Below are 17,177 nucleotides of genomic sequence, written 5' to 3'. Positions count from 1 at the left end.
CATGTTTCGTATGGCGAAATGAGCGCAGTGGTGCCCCCACTGGGACTCGAACCCAGACTGAAGCGATTTTAAGTCGCCTGCCTCTGCCATTGGGCTATGGGGGCCTGACACTCTCAGCCTAGCCGTGCGTCCCCGCGCGTCGAGGCATAAGGTGGGGGAGTGATCGACCTCACCGCGCCTCCGACGTCCCCTGCCGATCGCACGTGGGAGCAACCTGCGCACTGGTGGCCGCGGCTGACAGAGGCCACCGCTCATCTTCCCGCACCCGTGGGGATCATCGATCTCGATGCCCTGCGCCACAACGCCATGGATCTCCTCGTGCGCGCGGGCGGAATCCCGATCCGAGTCGCCTCAAAATCAGTGCGGGTGCGCGCGGTGCTTGATGCGGTGCTGCAGATCCCCGGGTATCACGGCATCCTGTCGTACGCTCTCGCCGAAGCGCTCTGGCTCTCCGAGACGCATGACGACATCATGCTCGGTTATCCCACCGTCGACCGCGCGAACCTCGAGCGTCTCGTGCACGATGAGCGGGCGGCATCCCGCATCACCCTGATGGTCGACGACGTCGCGCACCTCGATTTCATCGACAGCATCGCCGCTCCCGGCCAGCGAGAGACTATTCGTGTCGCGATCGATGCGGATGCTTCGTGGCGCTCCGCTGCCCTCGGTCACATCGGCGTGCGTCGCTCACCGCTGTTCACCGCGGGTGATGTCGCACGGTTCGCCCGTGTCGTCACGAACCGTCCGGGGTTCCGACTCGTCGGTCTGCAGATGTATGAGGCACAGATCGCCGGCCAAGGAGACAACGGATCGGATGCTCCGGTGATCCGCGCTGTGCAGGCGCGCTCCCGCGCCGAATTGCGCTCACGTCGGGCCGAGATCGCCGATGTCCTCACCGATATCGCCTCGTTGGAGTTCCTCAACGGCGGCGGCACCGGCTCTCTGGAATTCACCGCAAGCGATGAATCCGTCACAGAGGCCTCGGCGGGCAGCGGTCTGCTCGGGGGACACCTGTTCGACGGATACCGGTCGTTCCACCCCGCGCCGGCCAGTGCGTTCGCCTTCGACGTGGTCCGCCGCCCCGCGAGCGACATCGCGACGGTGCTCGGCGGCGGTTGGATCGCGTCCGGCCCGCCGGTGGCATCCCGCCAGCCGAAGGCCGTGTGGCCTGAAGGTTTGCGCCCGATGCCACGCGAGGCGGCCGGTGAGGTGCAGACCCCGCTTCAGGGTCGTGCCGCCGCTGGTCTCGCCATCGGGGACCGCGTCTGGTTCCGGCACTCGAAGAGCGGCGAACCCGCTGAGCACATCGATGCGTACCACCTCGTCTCCGGTACGCAGATCATCGATGAGCTCCCCACTTATCGCGGCGAGGGAAAGGCGTTCCTGTGACTCGTCCCGGCGGCACCTGGCAGAACTGGGGACGCTCGGCCAAGGTGAAGCCGGCACGGGTTGAGCGTCCGCGAAGCCCAGAAGGCGTTCAGCGTGCGGTGGTTGCGGCAGCCTCTCACGGCCTTCCGATCAAGGCCGTCGGCGCCGGCCACAGCTTCACCGGAATCGCGGTCGCGCCCGGCGTTCTGCTCGAACTCGACGACATGCAAGGGGTCGTATCCGTCGACGCAGCGCGCGCACGCGTGACTCTGCTCGCCGGAACGCGGCTGCATCGCATTCCACGCCTTCTGGCGCGCTACGGGCTTGCGATGCAGAACCTCGGCGACATCGATCGGCAATCCATCTCAGGGGCGATCTCCACCGGCACGCATGGCACCGGAGCTGGATTCGGCGGATTGTCTACGCAGGTCGTCGGTGTGACGCTGATCACCGCGGCCGGGGAGTTCCTCCGTGTGAACGAAGAAGAGAACTCCGAACTGCTGCCTGCCGTGGCCTTGGGGCTCGGGGCGCTGGGCATCCTCGTTGAGGTCACGTTGCAGTGTGTGCCGGCTTTCATCCTGCACGCGATCGATGAGCCGACGCCGCTCGATGAGGTGCTCGAGACGCTTGACGAGCGCGTCGCAGCATCCGATCATTTCGAGTTCTATTGGTTCCCGCACACGGATGTCGCACTCACGAAGCGTCAGACCCGTCTGCCAGAATCTACACCGCGACGGCCGCTGCCGAAGGCCGGCAGATGGATCGACGAGACACTCCTCTCCAACGGCGTCTACCGCGCCGTGTGCGCCGCAGGCCAAGTGGTGCCGGTGATCACCCCGCCGTTCAACAGGCTCGCGGTGAAGCTCACCGGTGACCGTGAGTACACCGACCGCTCGCACACCGTGCTGACCCAGAGTCGCACTGTGCGGTTCCGTGAGATGGAGTACGCGCTCCCCGCCGAGAACGTGGTCCCCGCGTTCCACGCGATCCAGAAGCTCATTCGCGAACGTGGATGGAAGATCGAGTTCCCGGTCGAAGTGCGCTTCGCGGCATCCGACGATCTCTGGCTCTCCACGGCGCACGGGCGAGCCAGTGGGTACATCGCGGTGCACCGATACTGGCGCGCCGCCCCGACCGCCTATTTCGAAGCAGTCGAGAGCATCTGCCTCGAGCATGGTGGGCGACCCCACTGGGGAAAGCTGCACACGCTCACCGCCGATCAGTTGCGTGGGCGCTACCCGAGGTTCGATGATTTTCTCGCGCTGCGCGACAAGATGGATCCCGAGAGGCGGTTCGCCAACCGCCACCTCGATCGGGTTCTCGGCGCGTGAGTTCGGGGCCAGACGCCCAGTGCGCTTGCAGACAGCGTCGATAGTATGAAGAAAATACGCTTCAAGGGGGGTTGCCTGAGATGGAATGGCTCATTCCGGTTCTGATCGTCGTCGCGGTGCTCGTGCTGATCGGCATCTACCTATGGGCGACGTACAACTCCCTTGTGCAGCTCAACGTCCGTGTTGATGAAGCGTGGAGCGGAATCACCGTTCAGCTCAAGCGGCGTGCGGATCTCATCCCCAACCTCATCGAGACGGTGAAGGGCTACGCCGCGCATGAGAAGGCCGTGTTCGAGAACGTCACTCGCGCCAGGGCCGAGACACTCTCTGCCACTAGTCCGGGCGAGGCGGGCATCGCCGAGGGGCACCTGCAGCAGGCGCTGAAGAGCCTGTTCGCGGTCGCAGAGGCCTATCCACAGCTGCAGGCGAGTCAGAACTTCCTCCAGGTACAGCACGCCCTGGTCGACACCGAAGACAAGATCCAGGCCGCTCGCCGCTTCTACAACGGTGGCGTGCGCGAGCTCAACACGAAGATCAAGGTCTTCCCGAACAACCTCTTCGCGCGCGGCCTCGGCTTCACCGAGCGTGAGTTCTTCGAGGTGGCTGACAGTGCTGCGATCTCTGAGCCGCCGCGCGTGCAGTTCTGAGCGAGCAGACGCCTATTCGCGCTCGTGCGCGTGGCGCAGCACGCGTCCATGACTGAAGGCGAGCCCGCCCGCTACGGCTTCGGCAGCATCGCCCCAGCGGGAGACAGAGATGTTCTCCAGACCCTGCCAGGATGCCGCCAGCGCAAGCTCCTGCGCGATGCTCTCGGCGTCTTCGGCGCGTGATTGCGGCTCCCACCAGGCCGACTGCACCTGAAGAGTCGACGAGGCTCGATCGGCTTTAAGATCGATGCGCGCGACGATGCGGTCGCCAACGAGAACGGGCAGCGAGTAGTAGCCGTAACGGCGCTTGGCGGCCGGTACGTAGATCTCGATCCGGTAGTCGAGCTCGAAGGCGCGCAGCGCGCGTTCTCTGAACCACACCACGGGGTCGAACGGCGTGAGGATGGCCGCGGCATCCACACGGCGAGGGAGCGCCGCATCACGGTGCATCCACGCCTCGACAGGGCGGCCTGCGCGCTCCCATCCGCGCACCTGAACAGGGCGCAGTTCACCGTCGTCGACGAGTTCGTCGATGACGGATCGCACCGCCGCGCGGTCGCGGATCCGGTAGTAGTCGGCAAGATCTGCAGCCGTTGCGACCCCATGCGACCGAGCGGCACGGCCCACGAGCTCACGGATCGCCTCTTTGCGCGGCACGTCGCGATCGCGCACCTCGGCGGGGATGACCTGCTCTGCGAGGGCATAGACCCGCTCGAACCCTCGGCGACCGCTGATGGCGACGTCGCCGGTGCGCCACAGGTGTTCGAGCGCGAGCTTGACCTCATCCCAGTCCCACCAGGTGCGGCGCTCTCGCGGCGCATCGGCGCGCAACTCGGCGGGTCGCAGCGGCCCGCGAGTACGCAGCTCGTCCTGCACCCACGCCAGGGTGCGAGCGTTCTGACTCGTCCACGAATCGGGCGAGTCCCAGCGACGGCGGAAGTCCTCCATGCGGAATCGCCACAGTGCCCAATCATCGACGGGGACGAAGGTCGCCTCGTGCGCGAGGTACTCCACGTAGTGCGTCGTGCGCGACATGAAGACGCGGTCGAGCAGCGCGGGGTCGTAGGAGCCGAGGCGCGAGAACAGCGGCAAGTAGTGGCTGCGGGCGAAGACGTTGACCGAATCGATCTGCAGCACGCCCAGGCGCTCCATCGTGCGGTGCACATGACGCGCTGACACGGTGGCCTCTGGACGGCGACGGGTGAAGCCTTGAGCGGCGAGAGCGATACGGCGTGCCTGCGAAGCACTGAGATTCTCCGGCATCCGGTCAGCGTATCGTCCGTCTCAGACATCGACGGCGACGTCACAGCAGACATCATGCCGCAACTAGACTTGCCGCATGACGGATGAGCAACGCCCTCGCAAGCGTGATCTTCTGTGGGGTCGCATGCCCACCGATCGGACGATCTCGACCGAGGCTGACAACAGTGTGCCATTCTCGTTGCGTGTGGGCGCGAGCTACGCCTGGCGGCTGCTGCTCATCGCTGCGGCTGCGGGTGTGATCATCTGGCTCGTCATTCTGCTCAAGCTCCTGGTCATTCCGCTGCTGGTGGGCATCCTCATCACGGCACTGCTCTGGCCGGCATTCGAGTGGATGCTGCGCCACCGCGTACCGCGCTGGCTCGCGATCGTCGTCTCACTCCTGAGTACGATCGCGATCGTCGTGGGCTTGATGTGGCTGGTCGGCTGGCAGGTCTCACGCGAGTGGCCGGAAGTTCAGGCACGGACCGTGACCGCCGTCGAGGGGCTGCGCGCCTACCTCATCGACGGGCCGCTCCATCTGACCGATTCGCAGATCCAGGACTACCTCGACCAGGGCTTCGAGCTCATCCAGCAGCAGGCGCAGCTCCTGTGGTCGGGGGCTCTGGCGATCGGCACAACGGCGGGGCACGTCGTCATCGGCGCGCTGCTGACGGTGTTCATCCTGATCTGCCTGCTCGCCGATGGCGGCGGGATCTGGCGCTGGACGACCAAGCTCTTCCCCAAGGCCGCCCGCCCGGCAGTCGACGCTTCCGCCCGCAGCGGATGGCGCACCGTCGTCAACTACGCCAAGACTCAGCTGCTCGTGGCGACGATCGACTCGATCGGCATCGGCCTCGGCGCGTTCCTTCTCGGTGTTCCGCTGCCCATCCCGGTCGCTGTGCTGGTGTTCCTCGGTGCGTTCGTCCCCATCGTCGGTGCCGTCACCACCGGCACCGTCGCCGTCTTCCTCGCGCTGGTCTACAACGACCCGTGGAATGCGCTGTGGATGCTGGTCGTGGTGATCGGCGTTCAGCAGATCGAGGGGCATATTCTGCAGCCGATCCTGATGGGCTCGGCAGTCAAGGTTCACCCGCTGGCCGTTGTGCTCGTGGTGGCCGGAGGATCGATGATCGCCGGCATCCCGGGTGCGCTCTTCGCTGTGCCGCTGGCCGCGTTCGTGAACGTGGTCGCGGTCAGCCTCAGCAGCGGTTCGTGGAAAACCGGCGCCAGACCGCCCGGTGATCTGATCTGGAGTACAGTGCCGCGCGAGCGGAGACGGAGGAGCACATGAGCGCAGTCCCCACCCTGGCCGAGTTCGAAGAAGCCGCACGGGGGCTGGAGCGCGTGATCTCGCACACTCCGACATTGCCCTCCCGAGCGCTCTCCGACATTCTCGGGTCGCCCGTCGTGCTGAAGATGGAGAATCTTCAGCGCACCGGTTCGTTCAAGATCCGTGGTGCCGGGTACCGGCTCTCGCAGCTCACTCCCGAGGAGCGCTCGCACGGTGTGGTGGCGGCATCGGCCGGAAACCACGCGCAGGGTGTGGCGCTGGCGGCACAGGCACTGGGGATTCCCGCGACGGTCTTCATGCCGCTGGGTGTTCCCGTTCCCAAGCTCCTCGCCACGCGCGGCTATGGTGCGGAGGTCGTGCTCGAGGGGGAAACGGTGTCCACGGCGCTGCGGCTCGCCGCCGAGTACGCCGAGCGCACCGGCGCGATCATGATCCACCCCTACGACCACCGCGACATCGTGATCGGTCAGGGAACCCTCGGCCTTGAACTGATCGAGGATGCTCCAGACATCGACACGATCATCATGGGCATCGGCGGCGGCGGACTCATCGCCGGCGTGGCGGCGGCGGCCAAGGCAGCGGCAGCGAAGCTCGGACGAACGATTCGCGTGATCGGTGTGCAGGCCGAGAACTCGGCAGCCGTGCCGCCATCTCTTGCCGTCGGACACCCGATCGAGATCGAGACGCGTCCGACGATCGCAGACGGCATCCTCGTCGCAAAGCCGGGGGTCGTGCCGTTCGAGATCATCAAGGACCTCGTCGATGAGGTCGTCACGGTGAGCGACGACGACATCGCGCGAGCGATCCTCATCCTGCTCGAGCAGGCGAAGGTTGTGGCCGAGCCCGCTGGAGCGGTGGCAGTCGCCGCGATTCTTGCCGGCAAGATCGCTGACACGGGCAACACGATGGCAGTGCTCACGGGGGGCAACATCGACCCGCTGCTGCTCCAGCGTGTGGTCGCTCATGGCCTGGCAGCATCCGGCCGCTATCTCACGATCCGCATTCCGCTTCCTGACCGCCCGGGGCAGCTCGCGCGCGTCTCCGAGCTCGTCGCCGAAGCCGGCGCGAACGTCATGGAGGTGATGCACACGCGGCACGGGCAGGGCTTGCAGATCAGCCAGGTCAGCCTGCAGCTGAGCATCGAGACCCGCGGCGCAGAGCACACCGAGCTGACGCTCGACACTCTCCGCCGTGCCGGTTACGACCCGATCGTCGTGCCCGACTAGCCTCGCGCTCGCTCGCAAACCTGCAAAACCACGCCGAGACCACGTCATGGCGACGCGGTCTCGGCGTGGTTTTGCAGGTTCGGGCGGGAACTCAGCCGGAGAAGGTCTCCACACCGGTGACCTTGACCGAGATCGACTTTCCGCTGGGCGCTTCGTACGAGGTCTTCTCGCCGATCTTGAGGCCGAGGATGGCTTGTCCGAGCGGGCTCGCCTCGCTGTAGACGTCGAGGTCGGTGTCGCCAGCGATCTCGCGGCTGCCGAGGAGGAAGACTTCTTCGCCACCCGCGACGAGAGCGGTGACGACAGTGCCGGGCTCGACGACGCCACGGCTGGCCGGCGCGACGCCGACTTTCGCGGTCTTCAGCAGCTGCTCGAGGGTGCGGATGCGCGCTTCCTGCTTGCCCTGCTCGTCCTTGGCGGCGTGGTAGCCGCCGTTCTCCTTGAGGTCGCCCTCTTCGCGTGCCGCTTCAATGCGTTTGGCGATCTCATCGCGACCGATGGTGGAGAGGTGCTCGAGCTCGGCGACGAGTCGATCGTAGGCCTCTTGCGTGAGGAAAGGTACCTGAGCGTCTGTAGACACAGCGTGCTCCTTTGTCGAACGCCCTTCAGGGCGGTTTTCTGAACGCCCGTGTGGGGCTGAGGGGATATGCCAAGACGCCCCGGCGGATGGGCCAGGGCGTCGTCTCGAGAGAATTCTATGCGACCCAGCAGGCGTTCACCAAACCTGTGGTGGCCTCTGAAACAGTGGGAACGGTCGTGGTGAACTGCTGGGTATGGCTCTCCATCTTCGGGATCTCGACGATCTTCCAGCCGACGACGCCGAACTCCTCATCCAGTGCCTCGACCGCGCAAGTGACCTCTTTGCCGTGCGCGTCGGAGATCTGGAATCGCACGGTCACCTCGTGCGAATCGACGACCTCGAAGCCGAGATCATCGGAGGTGACGGAGTTCATGGACTGTGAGATCGTCATCCACGCGGCGATCGCGACGACGATGACAGCGGCGATGATTGCGAGCAGCCAGGGTAGGCGCCGACGGCGGGTGCGTCCGTATCGCTGGTCGAGCTCTTCGGCGGTCGTCACGCAGGTCGCCTTTCGGTCGTTAGGCTTGTAGTTCCAGGTTACGCGACCTGTGATCGAGAGGCGGACACATGATGGGGCTCTTCGGAACGGCACTGGCCGCAACGGTGTTCGCAGGAACAGTGTTCTCAGACACCGACACCCCGATGCCGACTCCGACGATGACGGTCGACCCGAACTCCGTCACCCCTGGCCCCGCAGGCTTCGCCGTGATCGTCATCATCGTCGTCGCCCTGGCCCTCCTGATCTGGGATATGAATCGTCGGGTGCGCCGAGTGCGCTATCGCGATGAGGTTCGTGAGGAGCTCGACGCCGAACAGGCGGCCGCGCAGACGGATGCTGAGAAGACGGACACAGGGCAGGCGGATGCTGACGACGAGCAGCCGCCGGCGGGCGACGCGCGCTGAACGTGACGCCGGCTGGTTCCGGCGTCAGTGCATCGTCATGCCGCCAGTGACGTTCAGTCCCTGACCGGTCATGTAGCTTGCGAGGTCACTCGCGAGGAAAAGCGCGACACCGGCAACATCCTCCGGGGTGCCGGTACGACCGAGCGGCACCTGCGAACGGTCTTCCGCAGCGACCTCTTCCGCAGTCATCCCGCGGATCGCCCCGCCTTCGATGCGCTCACGGTGCTTCATCGGCGTCTCGATGATTCCGGGGCAGATCGCGTTCACCGTGATGCCGTGCGGCGCAAGCTCCACCGCCATCGTCTTGGTCACCCCGAGCACGGCGTGCTTGGACGCCACGTACGCGGTCATCCCGCGGTAGCCGTTCTTCGCGGCCTGAGAGGCGATGAAGATGATGCGGCCGGTGCGCCCAATATCCACCAGTCGTCGCGCGACCCCGCGCGCGACGAGGAAGGACCCCTTCGCGTTCACGTCGAGGTTTCGGTCCCAGTCCGCGCTGGTCGTCTCGGTCGCAAAGCCCATCGTGGAGGTGCCGGCTGCGGTGACGACGACGTCGACGATGCCGACGGTTTCAGCGACAGCATCCAGGACCTGCTCTACGGCGCTCTCGTCGCTGACATCCAAACGCACCGTCCATTCGTCGTCGCGACCCTCGTTCAGGCCCTCAGGCAGGCTCAGATCGGCGCTGACGACGGTCGCGCCCTCTGCGAGGAACGCATCTGCGGTGCCGGCGCCGATTCCGCTGGCGCCGCCGGTGACGAGAATGACGCGATCGCGCAGCTCGTTGAACATCACACGCCCATGCGTGTGAACGCGTCGAGGCTGATTCCCTGCTCGAGGATGTGCTTGGACCACTCGCGAGCACTGTGCAGGCTGTGGTCGCGGTAGTTTCCGCAGCTGATTGCATCGACGCCGGGAACATCGCTCCAGGTGATGTCCTCTGCGATCGCAGTGAGACCGGTTCGCACGGCCGTCACCACGGCGGCGACGCCCGGCTCGCCCCACACGATGAGGTGGAAGCCCGTGCGGCAGCCGAACGGTGAGATGTCGATGACGCCCTCGAGGTGATCGCGGATCAGGCTGGCGAGCACATGCTCGATCGTGTGCAGGCCTGCCGTGGGGATCTCTCCCTCGTTGGGCTGGACGAATCGCACATCGAAGTTCGAGATCGCATCGCCCTTGGGGCCGTGCTCCGTCTGGATGAGCCGCACATAGGGGGCGCGGACTTTAGTGTGATCGAGGGTGAAGCTCTCGACATCGGCCATGGTGTTCTCCTTGAGATGTCAGCCCGGCAGCCCGAGCGAGGGGGAATACGGTGCGATTGAGATGAGCAGGCAGGCGGTCCAGTGGCACAGGAACGCCAGCACCGTGCACAGGTGGAAGAGCTCGTGGAACCCGAAATGACCTGGCCACAGGTTCGGCTTCTTCATCGCGTACGCGATGGCGCCCAGTGTGTACAGGACCCCGCCCACGCACACCAGAACCATCATGGCGACGTTGGCGTTCAGGAGGTCGCCCATGTACATGACGGCGGCCCAGCCGAGAGCCAGGTAGAGGGCGACGTACAGCCAACGAGGTGCATTTATCCAGAACACCCGGAACAGGATGCCGAGTATCGCCCCGGCCCACACGACGCACAGCAGCAGGATGCCCTTCTCGGGGATGAGCGCGTTCACTGCCAGCGGAGTGTAGGTTCCCGCGATCAGGAGGAGGATGTTCGCGTGATCGATGCGCTTGAGGAGCAGCTTGGTCTTCGGTTTCCAGTCGATGCGGTGGTACAGGGCGGAGTTCCCGAACAGCAGCAGCGAGCTCGCCATGAAGACGGCGGCTGCCCACTTCGCGGGTGCGCCATCCGCGAGGATGATGAGCACGATGCCCGCAACGATCGCCACGGGGAAAGTTCCGGCGTGCAGCCAGCCGCGCCAGGTCGGTTTGATCTCGATCTCGGCATCATCGGCTGCCGCTTCGACAAGAGGCAGCTCGGGCACGGGAACGGAGCCGGAATCGGATGTACTCACGTTCTCACTCTAAGTCGCCGCGCACGCCACGAACTCTACATATCCTTGATCCTCAGCCGCATCACATGAGTCGGAGCCGGTGGCGCGGTAGCGTAGGCACGTGAATGCACGCACGAGCGAAGGTCGGGGTCCGCTGTACCGGCTGTACAGCAATCGGCTCCGCAGGCAGCTCGATCCGGCATCCGTTCCGCACCATGTCGCGATGATGATCGATGGCAATCGGCGGTGGGCGCGACAACTCGGATTCGACTCCGCCGCTGACGGACATCGTGCGGGAGCTGCGAAGATGCGCGAGTTCCTCGGCTGGTGCGATGAGATCGGCGTGCGTGTCGTGTCTTTGTACCTGCTCTCCAGCGACAACCTGAGAAAACGCGACTCGAAAGAGATCGAGGATCTCATCGAGATCATCGCCGAGCTCGCAGAAAGCCTGTCGCAGGAACCGGACTGGCGAGTGAAGCACGTCGGCCGATCAGACATTCTGCCCACCGAGCTCGCCCGAGTCCTCGCCGACGCAGAGGCGCGTACGAACGGGCACACCGGTCTCCACGTGAACCTCGCCGTCGGATACGGCGGACGCAACGAGATCGTGGATGCTGTGCGGTCGATCATCGGGGAGCACGAGGCATCCGGTGGGACTCTCGAGGACCTCGCAGCGCACCTGACTCCGGAGATGATCGGGGAGCACCTCTACACGGGAGGGCAGCCCGATCCCGACCTCGTCATTCGCACGAGCGGTGAGCAGCGGCTCAGCGACTTCCTGTTGTGGCAGAGCGCGCACAGCGAGTTCTATTTCGTAGAGGCGCTCGGCCCCGATCTGCGTGAGGTCGACTTCCTGCGCGCGATCAGAGACTTCACGGACCGGGATCGCCGCTTCGGGCGGTGAGCATCCGGTCGTTAACCCAGCGTTAATCCCGCCACGCGCGTGTCCTCCGAGGTGTCGCGCGACCGCAGCCGTACCTTCGAGGCATCGGACACCGTGTCTGATCGAGTCGGCCCTCAGGATCGCGACTCGTGGCCCCAGGCCGACTCGTGGCATAGCCGGGAAGCATCCCGGGTCGGGAGTGGGTCGTGACCACACGTGCAGCACAGCAGTCAACCCGTCAGATCTCACACAGGTCTTCCTCTGGGAAGCCTGACCAGGATCTCCGCACTTATGTGCTCGACACCTCAGTGTTGCTTTCGGATCCGCAGGCGCTGTTCCGCTTCGCCGAACACTCGATCGTCCTTCCCGTTGTCGTCATCACCGAGCTCGAAGGCAAGCGGCACGACCCCGAGATCGGCTACTTCGCACGGCAGGCGCTGCGTCACCTCGACGAACTGCGCATCGAACACGGTCGCCTCGACTACCCGGTGCCGATCGGCGAGGGTGGCACGCTGCGCGTCGAACTCAGCAACACGGATGGGGGCGTGCTTCCCAGCGGCATCCGGCTCGGCGATAACGACAGTCGCATCCTCGCGGTTGCCATGCATCTCGCAGAAGACGGCCAAGACGTCACGATCGTGTCCAAGGACCTGCCGATGCGGGTCAAGGCGGCATCTCTCGGAATCTCGGCGGAGGAGTACCTCGCCGAGCAGGCGGTCGATTCCGGCTGGACCGGGATCGCCAACCTCGACCTCTCCGGCGATGAGATCAGCGACCTGTACGAGAGCGAGGTCGGCATCAGCGAGGATGCTCGCGGCATCCCCGTCAACACCGGACTGATCATCCACTCCGAACGGGGGTCCGCGCTCGGGCGGGTTTCCGGCGACGGCGAGTACCGACTGGTGCGAGGTGACCGCGAGCTGTTCGGGATGCACGGCCGGTCGGCAGAGCAGCGTATTGCGATCGACCTGCTGCTCGACCCCGACGTCGGGATCGTCTCGCTCGGTGGTCGGGCCGGCACCGGCAAGTCGGCACTCGCGCTGTGTGCGGGTCTCGAAGCCGTGCTGGAGCGGCAGCAGCAGAAGAAGATCATCGTGTTCCGGCCGCTGTTCGCCGTCGGAGGCCAGGAGCTCGGATACCTGCCGGGTGACCAGAACGAGAAGATGGGCCCGTGGGGGCAGGCGGTCTTCGACACGCTCGGCTCGGTTGTCTCTGGGAACGTCGTGGAGGAGGTCATCGCGCGAGGACTGCTGGAAGTCCTTCCGCTGACGCACATTCGCGGACGCTCGCTGCACGACGCGTTCGTGATCGTCGACGAGGCGCAGTCGCTGGAGCGCAACGTGCTGCTGACGGTGCTCAGCCGGATGGGACAGAACTCGCGCGTCGCGCTCACCCACGACGTCGGACAGCGCGACAACCTGCGTGTGGGCCGGCACGACGGCATCGCTTCGGTGATCGAGACGCTCAAGGGGCACGAACTCTTCGGTCACGTGACGCTGATGCGCTCGGAGCGCTCGGCCATCGCGGCACTGGTCACCGACCTGCTGGAGGGTGGGGAGCTCAGCTGAGGCTGGGCGCCGGCCCTGACAGTTTGGGGGCCGACTGCACGGATGTCGGACGGTTTCATGGATGATCGTCCGACATCCGTCGTTCGTGCCCCCGTCCTGTCGCTCATGCATAGTCGCGGAGACGCGCGAGCGCACCCAGGATCGCCCGTTCGACATTCGGCCAATCGTGGATGACCTGCGCGTAGTCGAAGTGGAGCGTCTCGTATCCGATGGCGGATGCTGCGGCATCCCGCATCAGATCCTTATGACGCATCAACGGGCCATCGTGATTCTCTCTTCCATCGACCTCGATGATCAAGCGACCGTCGGCGACGAAGTCGACACGGCCGACGCCGACGATCTGCACCTGACATTCGAGCGCGATCCCGATGAGGTGCAGGCGAAGCCGCAGGATGGATTCGAGTCCGCTGCCCGCGTCGGGTCGCGCGAAATCCACGAGCCAGCGTGCGGATGCCGGTAGTGCCGCCCGCACGCGATCCCTCGCCGGTTTCGAGAGGAGCCGGAGCTGCCATGCGGATTCGAAGGACGCGAAGAATGACTCGGCTCCCTCACAGCGGTAGAGGTGGACGAGGGAGTCTTCAACCTCGGCGAGGCCGAACGGAGGCGTGCCGCGGAAGAAGTGGCTCACACACGAGCAGCGCGCATGCGGATGGACGCGGCCGCGGCGACCGACCCACACGTGAGCGGATCCGACGGCTGCGAGCACCCACACTCCGTGTTGCCGAAGTCCGGCCGAGCAGGTGAGTGCTCCGCCGTGCATGGCCGCGTTCACCTCAGCCGGGTGCGCATCCGGCGACGCGAACGTCCCCGGGCGCAGACGTCGGATCTCGCCGGCGTCGACGGCGATCGCGAGCTGATGCCTTGTGACGCCGAATTCTTGAAGCCGCACGCCGCGGACGATTCCGCCGAGGCGTGCGATGAGCAGGGCAGGGTCGAACATGCCGACTACTTTGGCGGAAGCATCCGTTCGTCTACGCCCGGAAACACGCGTTCCGTGGATAACCCTGCCTCCCTGCATCCGGTGCAGAACGAGCCGTGCCCGACACTTCGGGGGCCGCAACGACGAATGTCGGACCGATCCCGAAGAATCGTCCGACATTCGTGTAACCGGCCCCCAAAGTGTCGCGGAGCCCGAGCCGCGAGTCAGCCCGCGCGCGTCATGCTCAGCAGGTCGAGCTTCTCGTCCAGCTGAGCCTCGGTGAGCTCACCGCGCTCGACGTAGCCGAGGTCGATCACGGCGTCGCGCACCGTGATGCCCTTGGCGACAGCGTGCTTGGCGATCTTCGCGGCAGCCTCGTAGCCGATGAGCTTGTTCAGCGGCGTCACGATCGACGGCGACATTCCGGCGAATGCTGCCGCGCGCTCGGTGTTGGCGACGAGGCCGTCGACGGTCTTGTCGGCGAGCACACGCGAAGCGTTCGAGAGCAGACGGATCGACTCGAGAAGCGCAGTGCCCATCACCGGGATGGCGACATTGAGCTCGAACGAACCGGATGCTCCGGCCCAGGCGACCGTCGCGTCGTTGCCGATCACACGGGCACAGACCATCAGCACGGCCTCCGGAACAACCGGGTTGACCTTGCCGGGCATGATCGAGGATCCGGGCTGCAGGTCGGGGATGTGCAGCTCGCCGAGGCCTGTGTTGGGGCCGGAGCCCATCCACCGGAGGTCGTTGTTGATCTTCGTCAGCGAGACGGCGATGGTGCGAAGGGCGCCCGATGCCTCGACCAGGCCGTCGCGGTTGGCCTGAGCCTCGAAGTGGTCCTTCGCCTCGGTGATCGGCAGCTCGGTCTCGGATGCGAGAAGCTCGATGACCTTCTGGGGGAAGCCGAGCGGGGTGTTGATGCCGGTTCCGACCGCGGTGCCGCCGAGCGGAACCTCAGCGACGCGGGGGAGTGCGGACTGCACGCGCTCGATGCCCAGGCGCACCTGACGGGCATAGCCGCCGAACTCCTGGCCGAGGGTGACGGGTGTGGCATCCATGAGGTGCGTGCGGCCCGACTTGACGGCGTCCTTCCACAGCTCCGCCTTCGCCTCGAGCGCCACAGCGAGGTGGTCGAGCGAAGGGATGAGCGTGTCGATGAGCGCCTGGGTGACGGCGATGTGCACGGAGGTCGGGAACACGTCGTTCGACGACTGCGACGCGTTCACGTGGTCGTTCGGGTGCACGGCAGAACCGAGGATGCGGGTGGCGAGAGTCGCCAGCACCTCATTCATGTTCATGTTCGACGACGTGCCAGAGCCGGTCTGGTAGGTGTCGACGGGGAACTCACCGTCGTGTGCGCCCGTAGCCACATCGTCTGCGGCCTGAGCGATCGCGTCGGCGATCGCGCCATCGAGCGTGCCCAGGCTCTTGTTCGCGAGAGCGGCGGCCTTCTTGATTCGGGCGAGGGCGGCGATCTGTGTCGACTCCAGGCCGGTGCCCGAGATCGGGAAGTTCTCCACCGCGCGCTGAGTCTGAGCTCCGTAGAGCGCGTTCACGGGAACGCGCACTTCGCCCATGGTGTCGTGTTCGATGCGGTACTCGGTATCGGTCACTTCGATTCCTCCTGGATTGCGGGATCGTCTGCGATCCCCGATTCGATTCCAACAGTGATGACGGGCACGGCTGTGCCCTCGGAAAGACGGTAGTTCGCACCGACGATGCCCAGCCGCCCCTCGGCGACTGCGGTGCTGATCATCTCGGACGACTGCAGCAGGTTGCGCACGGTGTTGCGCAGGTGCTCCTTGCCGACCAGCTCTGCGTCGATGTCTGAGACCGCGACACCACCGCTCTCAGCGAGCACCTTGCGAGCGGCCGGCACGATGGGGGCGATGAGCTTCCAGATCTGCGGGGGCAGGGGTGCGGCGTCGATAGGCGTGCCGTCGATCGCTGCGCGCACGGCTCCGCACGAGTCGTGCGCGAGGACCACGATCAGCGGCACATCGAGGATACCGACGGCGTACTCCAGGCTCGCCACGATCGATTCGCCGATCACCTGGCCGGCGTTGCGGACGACAAAGAGGTCTCCGAGTCCGAGATCGAAGATGATCTCGGCCGCGAGTCGGGAGTCGGAGCATCCGAACAGTGTGGCGAGCGGGTTCTGGTGGTTGGCGAGGTCATGACGTCGTCCCACGTCCTGGTTAGGGTGTCGCGGCTCTCCTGAGACGAAGCGCTTGTTTCCCTCGAGCATCTGCTCCCAGGCGGCTGTGGGGGTGAGAGCTGTCATGAGGCCTCTGCAATCTCTTTGATCTGTGGCACAAGAGACTCGGCGAGTTCTGCGGTCGAGTCGGGGGAACGCGAGCCGTAAAGGAGGACGTAGTCGACGCCTGCCTGGATGCCGATGGCGTAGCTCACGTTGTCGTCGGAGTTCCGGCTCACCGAGTAGACGTCCCACTCAAGGCCGCCGATGCGGGTGGTCTCGGTCGCGGCCGTGCCGTTCAACACCTGCGGCGCCCATTTCGCATCGGCCTTGAAGGCCTGCGCTACCCGGATGAATCCGCGTTCGTCTTCAGCGGCGGGCGCCAGAGTGATGTTCCAGACGACGGTGGCACCGCCTTCGAGCTCCGCAGCGTTCACACGCCAGAAGTCGCCCAGCTCGGGTACGAGCACCGGACGCTCCATCGTTGACTCGACGTCTGCTGCGATCCCGGGCAGATCGACTTCGGGTTCGGATGCCGGCTGGCCCCGTGGCACGCCGAAGATCACGATCGCGACGACGGCGAGTGTGATGATGAGCGCCGCGATCAGGTTGCGGAACGTCTGGCTGGAACGATAGGTCTTGCTGAACTCGGCCTTGCGCTCAGCGGTCTCTTCAGCAGTCTCGGGCCGACCGAGCTCCGCGACGACGCGTGGCTGCTTGCTCATGAACTCGCCCCGATGGAGTCTGCGGAATCGGATGCCGAAGAGTCGGATGCCGCGGCACGCGTGGCCTCGAGACGTCGCTTCGCGCCGAGGAGCCATTCCTCGCAGCGGGCGGCGAGCGCTTCGCCGCGCTCCCACAGAGCGAGTGAGTGCTCGAGCGTAGGAGAACCCTGCTCGAGCTCGGAGACCACGCGAACGAGTTCGTCACGGGCGTCTTCGAACGACAGGGATTCCACCGGGGTGTCGTTGGGCGCAGTCACGCTCCCCAGTCTACGACGCGCTCCGACAACGCCT

At 65.5% G+C, this 17,177-nt stretch carries 19 protein-coding genes and 1 tRNA gene; 8 read left to right on the top strand and 12 right to left on the bottom strand.

Annotated elements, in window-relative coordinates:
* Positions 1-28 precede the first annotated feature (28 nt).
* A tRNA-Leu gene (locus ACTU6U_RS00695) sits at positions 29-104 on the bottom strand.
* Positions 105-162: 58 nt separating this feature from the next.
* Between ACTU6U_RS00695 and ACTU6U_RS00690 the strand changes: the two genes are divergently transcribed.
* The 3 genes from ACTU6U_RS00690 (at position 163) to ACTU6U_RS00680 (ending at position 3,346) form a co-directional block, all read left to right on the top strand.
* Positions 163-1,389: a type III PLP-dependent enzyme domain-containing protein gene (locus ACTU6U_RS00690; RefSeq protein ID WP_443467891.1), complete on the top strand. Its 1,227-nt coding sequence runs from the start codon at positions 163-165 to the stop codon at positions 1,387-1,389.
* Positions 1,386-2,699: a D-arabinono-1,4-lactone oxidase gene (locus tag ACTU6U_RS00685; RefSeq protein WP_443467238.1), complete on the top strand. Its 1,314-nt coding sequence runs from the start codon at positions 1,386-1,388 to the stop codon at positions 2,697-2,699. The genes ACTU6U_RS00690 and ACTU6U_RS00685 overlap by 4 nt, the downstream gene beginning before the upstream one ends.
* 80 nt (positions 2,700-2,779) lie before the next feature.
* Positions 2,780-3,346, top strand: a complete 567-nt coding sequence (locus tag ACTU6U_RS00680) for a LemA family protein (protein WP_417508576.1) — start codon at positions 2,780-2,782, stop codon at positions 3,344-3,346.
* 12 nt (positions 3,347-3,358) lie between these two features.
* On the opposite strand, the gene ACTU6U_RS00675 is transcribed toward ACTU6U_RS00680, so the two are convergent.
* Positions 3,359-4,609, bottom strand: coding sequence for a winged helix-turn-helix domain-containing protein (locus ACTU6U_RS00675; RefSeq protein ID WP_443467237.1), 1,251 nt, complete (start codon positions 4,607-4,609; stop codon positions 3,359-3,361).
* Positions 4,610-4,685: 76 nt separating this feature from the next.
* Between ACTU6U_RS00675 and ACTU6U_RS00670 the strand changes: the two genes are divergently transcribed.
* Complete coding sequence (locus ACTU6U_RS00670; RefSeq protein WP_443467236.1) at positions 4,686-5,879, top strand: AI-2E family transporter; 1,194 nt, start codon at positions 4,686-4,688, stop codon at positions 5,877-5,879.
* A complete protein-coding gene (ilvA, locus tag ACTU6U_RS00665) occupies positions 5,876-7,105 on the top strand; it encodes a threonine ammonia-lyase (protein WP_443467235.1) in 1,230 nt (409 codons plus the stop codon). Before ACTU6U_RS00670 ends, ilvA begins: the two co-directional genes overlap by 4 nt.
* Positions 7,106-7,196: 91 nt before the next feature.
* Here the strand turns inward: ilvA and greA are convergent, their stop codons facing one another.
* Together greA and ACTU6U_RS00655 are read right to left on the bottom strand one after the other, a co-directional pair.
* The gene (gene greA, locus ACTU6U_RS00660; protein WP_443467234.1) at positions 7,197-7,685 is read right to left on the bottom strand and encodes a transcription elongation factor GreA; all 489 of its coding nucleotides are present in this window, start codon (positions 7,683-7,685) and stop codon (positions 7,197-7,199) included.
* Positions 7,686-7,800: 115 nt separating this feature from the next.
* Positions 7,801-8,187: a DUF4307 domain-containing protein gene (locus ACTU6U_RS00655; RefSeq protein ID WP_443467233.1), complete on the bottom strand. Its 387-nt coding sequence runs from the start codon at positions 8,185-8,187 to the stop codon at positions 7,801-7,803.
* Between the two features lie 68 nt (positions 8,188-8,255).
* On the opposite strand from ACTU6U_RS00655, the gene ACTU6U_RS00650 reads away from it, so the two are divergent.
* The gene (locus tag ACTU6U_RS00650; RefSeq protein ID WP_443467232.1) at positions 8,256-8,591 is read left to right on the top strand and encodes a hypothetical protein; all 336 of its coding nucleotides are present in this window, start codon (positions 8,256-8,258) and stop codon (positions 8,589-8,591) included.
* A gap of 24 nt (positions 8,592-8,615) precedes the next feature.
* Here ACTU6U_RS00650 and ACTU6U_RS00645 read toward each other — a convergent pair whose 3' ends face one another.
* From ACTU6U_RS00645 to trhA, 3 genes are read right to left on the bottom strand one after another with little or no spacing between them, the layout of a single operon-like run.
* On the bottom strand, positions 8,616-9,383 hold the full coding sequence (locus tag ACTU6U_RS00645) for an SDR family NAD(P)-dependent oxidoreductase (protein ID WP_443467231.1): 768 nt from the start codon (positions 9,381-9,383) through the stop codon (positions 8,616-8,618).
* The gene (locus tag ACTU6U_RS00640) at positions 9,383-9,856 is read right to left on the bottom strand and encodes an S-ribosylhomocysteine lyase (RefSeq protein ID WP_443467230.1); all 474 of its coding nucleotides are present in this window, start codon (positions 9,854-9,856) and stop codon (positions 9,383-9,385) included. Before ACTU6U_RS00640 ends, ACTU6U_RS00645 begins: the two co-directional genes overlap by 1 nt.
* 18 nt (positions 9,857-9,874) lie before the next feature.
* The gene (gene trhA, locus ACTU6U_RS00635) at positions 9,875-10,579 is read right to left on the bottom strand and encodes a PAQR family membrane homeostasis protein TrhA (protein WP_443467890.1); all 705 of its coding nucleotides are present in this window, start codon (positions 10,577-10,579) and stop codon (positions 9,875-9,877) included.
* 130 nt (positions 10,580-10,709) lie between these two features.
* On the opposite strand from trhA, the gene ACTU6U_RS00630 reads away from it, so the two are divergent.
* Both ACTU6U_RS00630 and phoH2 read left to right on the top strand, forming a co-directional pair.
* Positions 10,710-11,492, top strand: coding sequence for an isoprenyl transferase (locus ACTU6U_RS00630; protein WP_443467229.1), 783 nt, complete (start codon positions 10,710-10,712; stop codon positions 11,490-11,492).
* A 221-nt stretch (positions 11,493-11,713) separates the two neighbouring features.
* Positions 11,714-13,039 (top strand): RNA 5'-3' helicase PhoH2, encoded by a 1,326-nt coding sequence (gene phoH2 / locus ACTU6U_RS00625; protein WP_443467889.1) that lies wholly within the window; start codon positions 11,714-11,716, stop codon positions 13,037-13,039.
* Between the two features lie 103 nt (positions 13,040-13,142).
* On the opposite strand, the gene ACTU6U_RS00620 is transcribed toward phoH2, so the two are convergent.
* The 5 genes from ACTU6U_RS00620 to ACTU6U_RS00600 all read right to left on the bottom strand — a co-directional run bounded on the left by ACTU6U_RS00620 (position 13,143) and on the right by ACTU6U_RS00600 (position 17,143).
* Positions 13,143-13,979, bottom strand: coding sequence for a DUF559 domain-containing protein (locus tag ACTU6U_RS00620; RefSeq protein WP_443467228.1), 837 nt, complete (start codon positions 13,977-13,979; stop codon positions 13,143-13,145).
* Between the two features lie 203 nt (positions 13,980-14,182).
* Positions 14,183-15,577: a class II fumarate hydratase gene (locus tag ACTU6U_RS00615; protein WP_443467227.1), complete on the bottom strand. Its 1,395-nt coding sequence runs from the start codon at positions 15,575-15,577 to the stop codon at positions 14,183-14,185.
* The gene (locus ACTU6U_RS00610; RefSeq protein WP_443467226.1) at positions 15,574-16,248 is read right to left on the bottom strand and encodes a carbonic anhydrase; all 675 of its coding nucleotides are present in this window, start codon (positions 16,246-16,248) and stop codon (positions 15,574-15,576) included. Before ACTU6U_RS00610 ends, ACTU6U_RS00615 begins: the two co-directional genes overlap by 4 nt.
* A complete protein-coding gene (locus tag ACTU6U_RS00605; protein WP_443467225.1) occupies positions 16,245-16,886 on the bottom strand; it encodes a DUF4245 family protein in 642 nt (213 codons plus the stop codon). Before ACTU6U_RS00605 ends, ACTU6U_RS00610 begins: the two co-directional genes overlap by 4 nt.
* Complete coding sequence (locus tag ACTU6U_RS00600; RefSeq protein ID WP_443467224.1) at positions 16,883-17,143, bottom strand: exodeoxyribonuclease VII small subunit; 261 nt, start codon at positions 17,141-17,143, stop codon at positions 16,883-16,885. The genes ACTU6U_RS00605 and ACTU6U_RS00600 overlap by 4 nt, the downstream gene beginning before the upstream one ends.
* Between the last annotated feature and the right edge of the window lie 34 nt (positions 17,144-17,177).

Source organism: Microbacterium zouquanmingi (assembly GCF_052266695.1).
Lineage (GTDB): Bacteria > Actinomycetota > Actinomycetes > Actinomycetales > Microbacteriaceae > Microbacterium.
The sequence above is the reverse complement of the archived record's forward strand: the minus strand, read 5'-3'. Positions and strand labels throughout refer to the sequence as shown.

Coding starts and splice junctions, on each gene's coding strand:
- ACTU6U_RS00680 (WP_417508576.1), top strand. CDS start 2,780: ATGGAATGGCTCATTCCGGTTCTGATCGTCGTCGCGGTGCTCGTGCTG.
- ACTU6U_RS00675 (WP_443467237.1), bottom strand. CDS start 4,609: ATGCCGGAGAATCTCAGTGCTTCGCAGGCACGCCGTATCGCTCTCGCC.
- ACTU6U_RS00670 (WP_443467236.1), top strand. CDS start 4,686: ATGACGGATGAGCAACGCCCTCGCAAGCGTGATCTTCTGTGGGGTCGC.
- ilvA (WP_443467235.1), top strand. CDS start 5,876: ATGAGCGCAGTCCCCACCCTGGCCGAGTTCGAAGAAGCCGCACGGGGG.
- ACTU6U_RS00650 (WP_443467232.1), top strand. CDS start 8,256: ATGATGGGGCTCTTCGGAACGGCACTGGCCGCAACGGTGTTCGCAGGA.
- ACTU6U_RS00645 (WP_443467231.1), bottom strand. CDS start 9,383: ATGTTCAACGAGCTGCGCGATCGCGTCATTCTCGTCACCGGCGGCGCC.
- ACTU6U_RS00640 (WP_443467230.1), bottom strand. CDS start 9,856: ATGGCCGATGTCGAGAGCTTCACCCTCGATCACACTAAAGTCCGCGCC.
- ACTU6U_RS00620 (WP_443467228.1), bottom strand. CDS start 13,979: ATGTTCGACCCTGCCCTGCTCATCGCACGCCTCGGCGGAATCGTCCGC.
- ACTU6U_RS00610 (WP_443467226.1), bottom strand. CDS start 16,248: ATGACAGCTCTCACCCCCACAGCCGCCTGGGAGCAGATGCTCGAGGGA.
- ACTU6U_RS00605 (WP_443467225.1), bottom strand. CDS start 16,886: ATGAGCAAGCAGCCACGCGTCGTCGCGGAGCTCGGTCGGCCCGAGACT.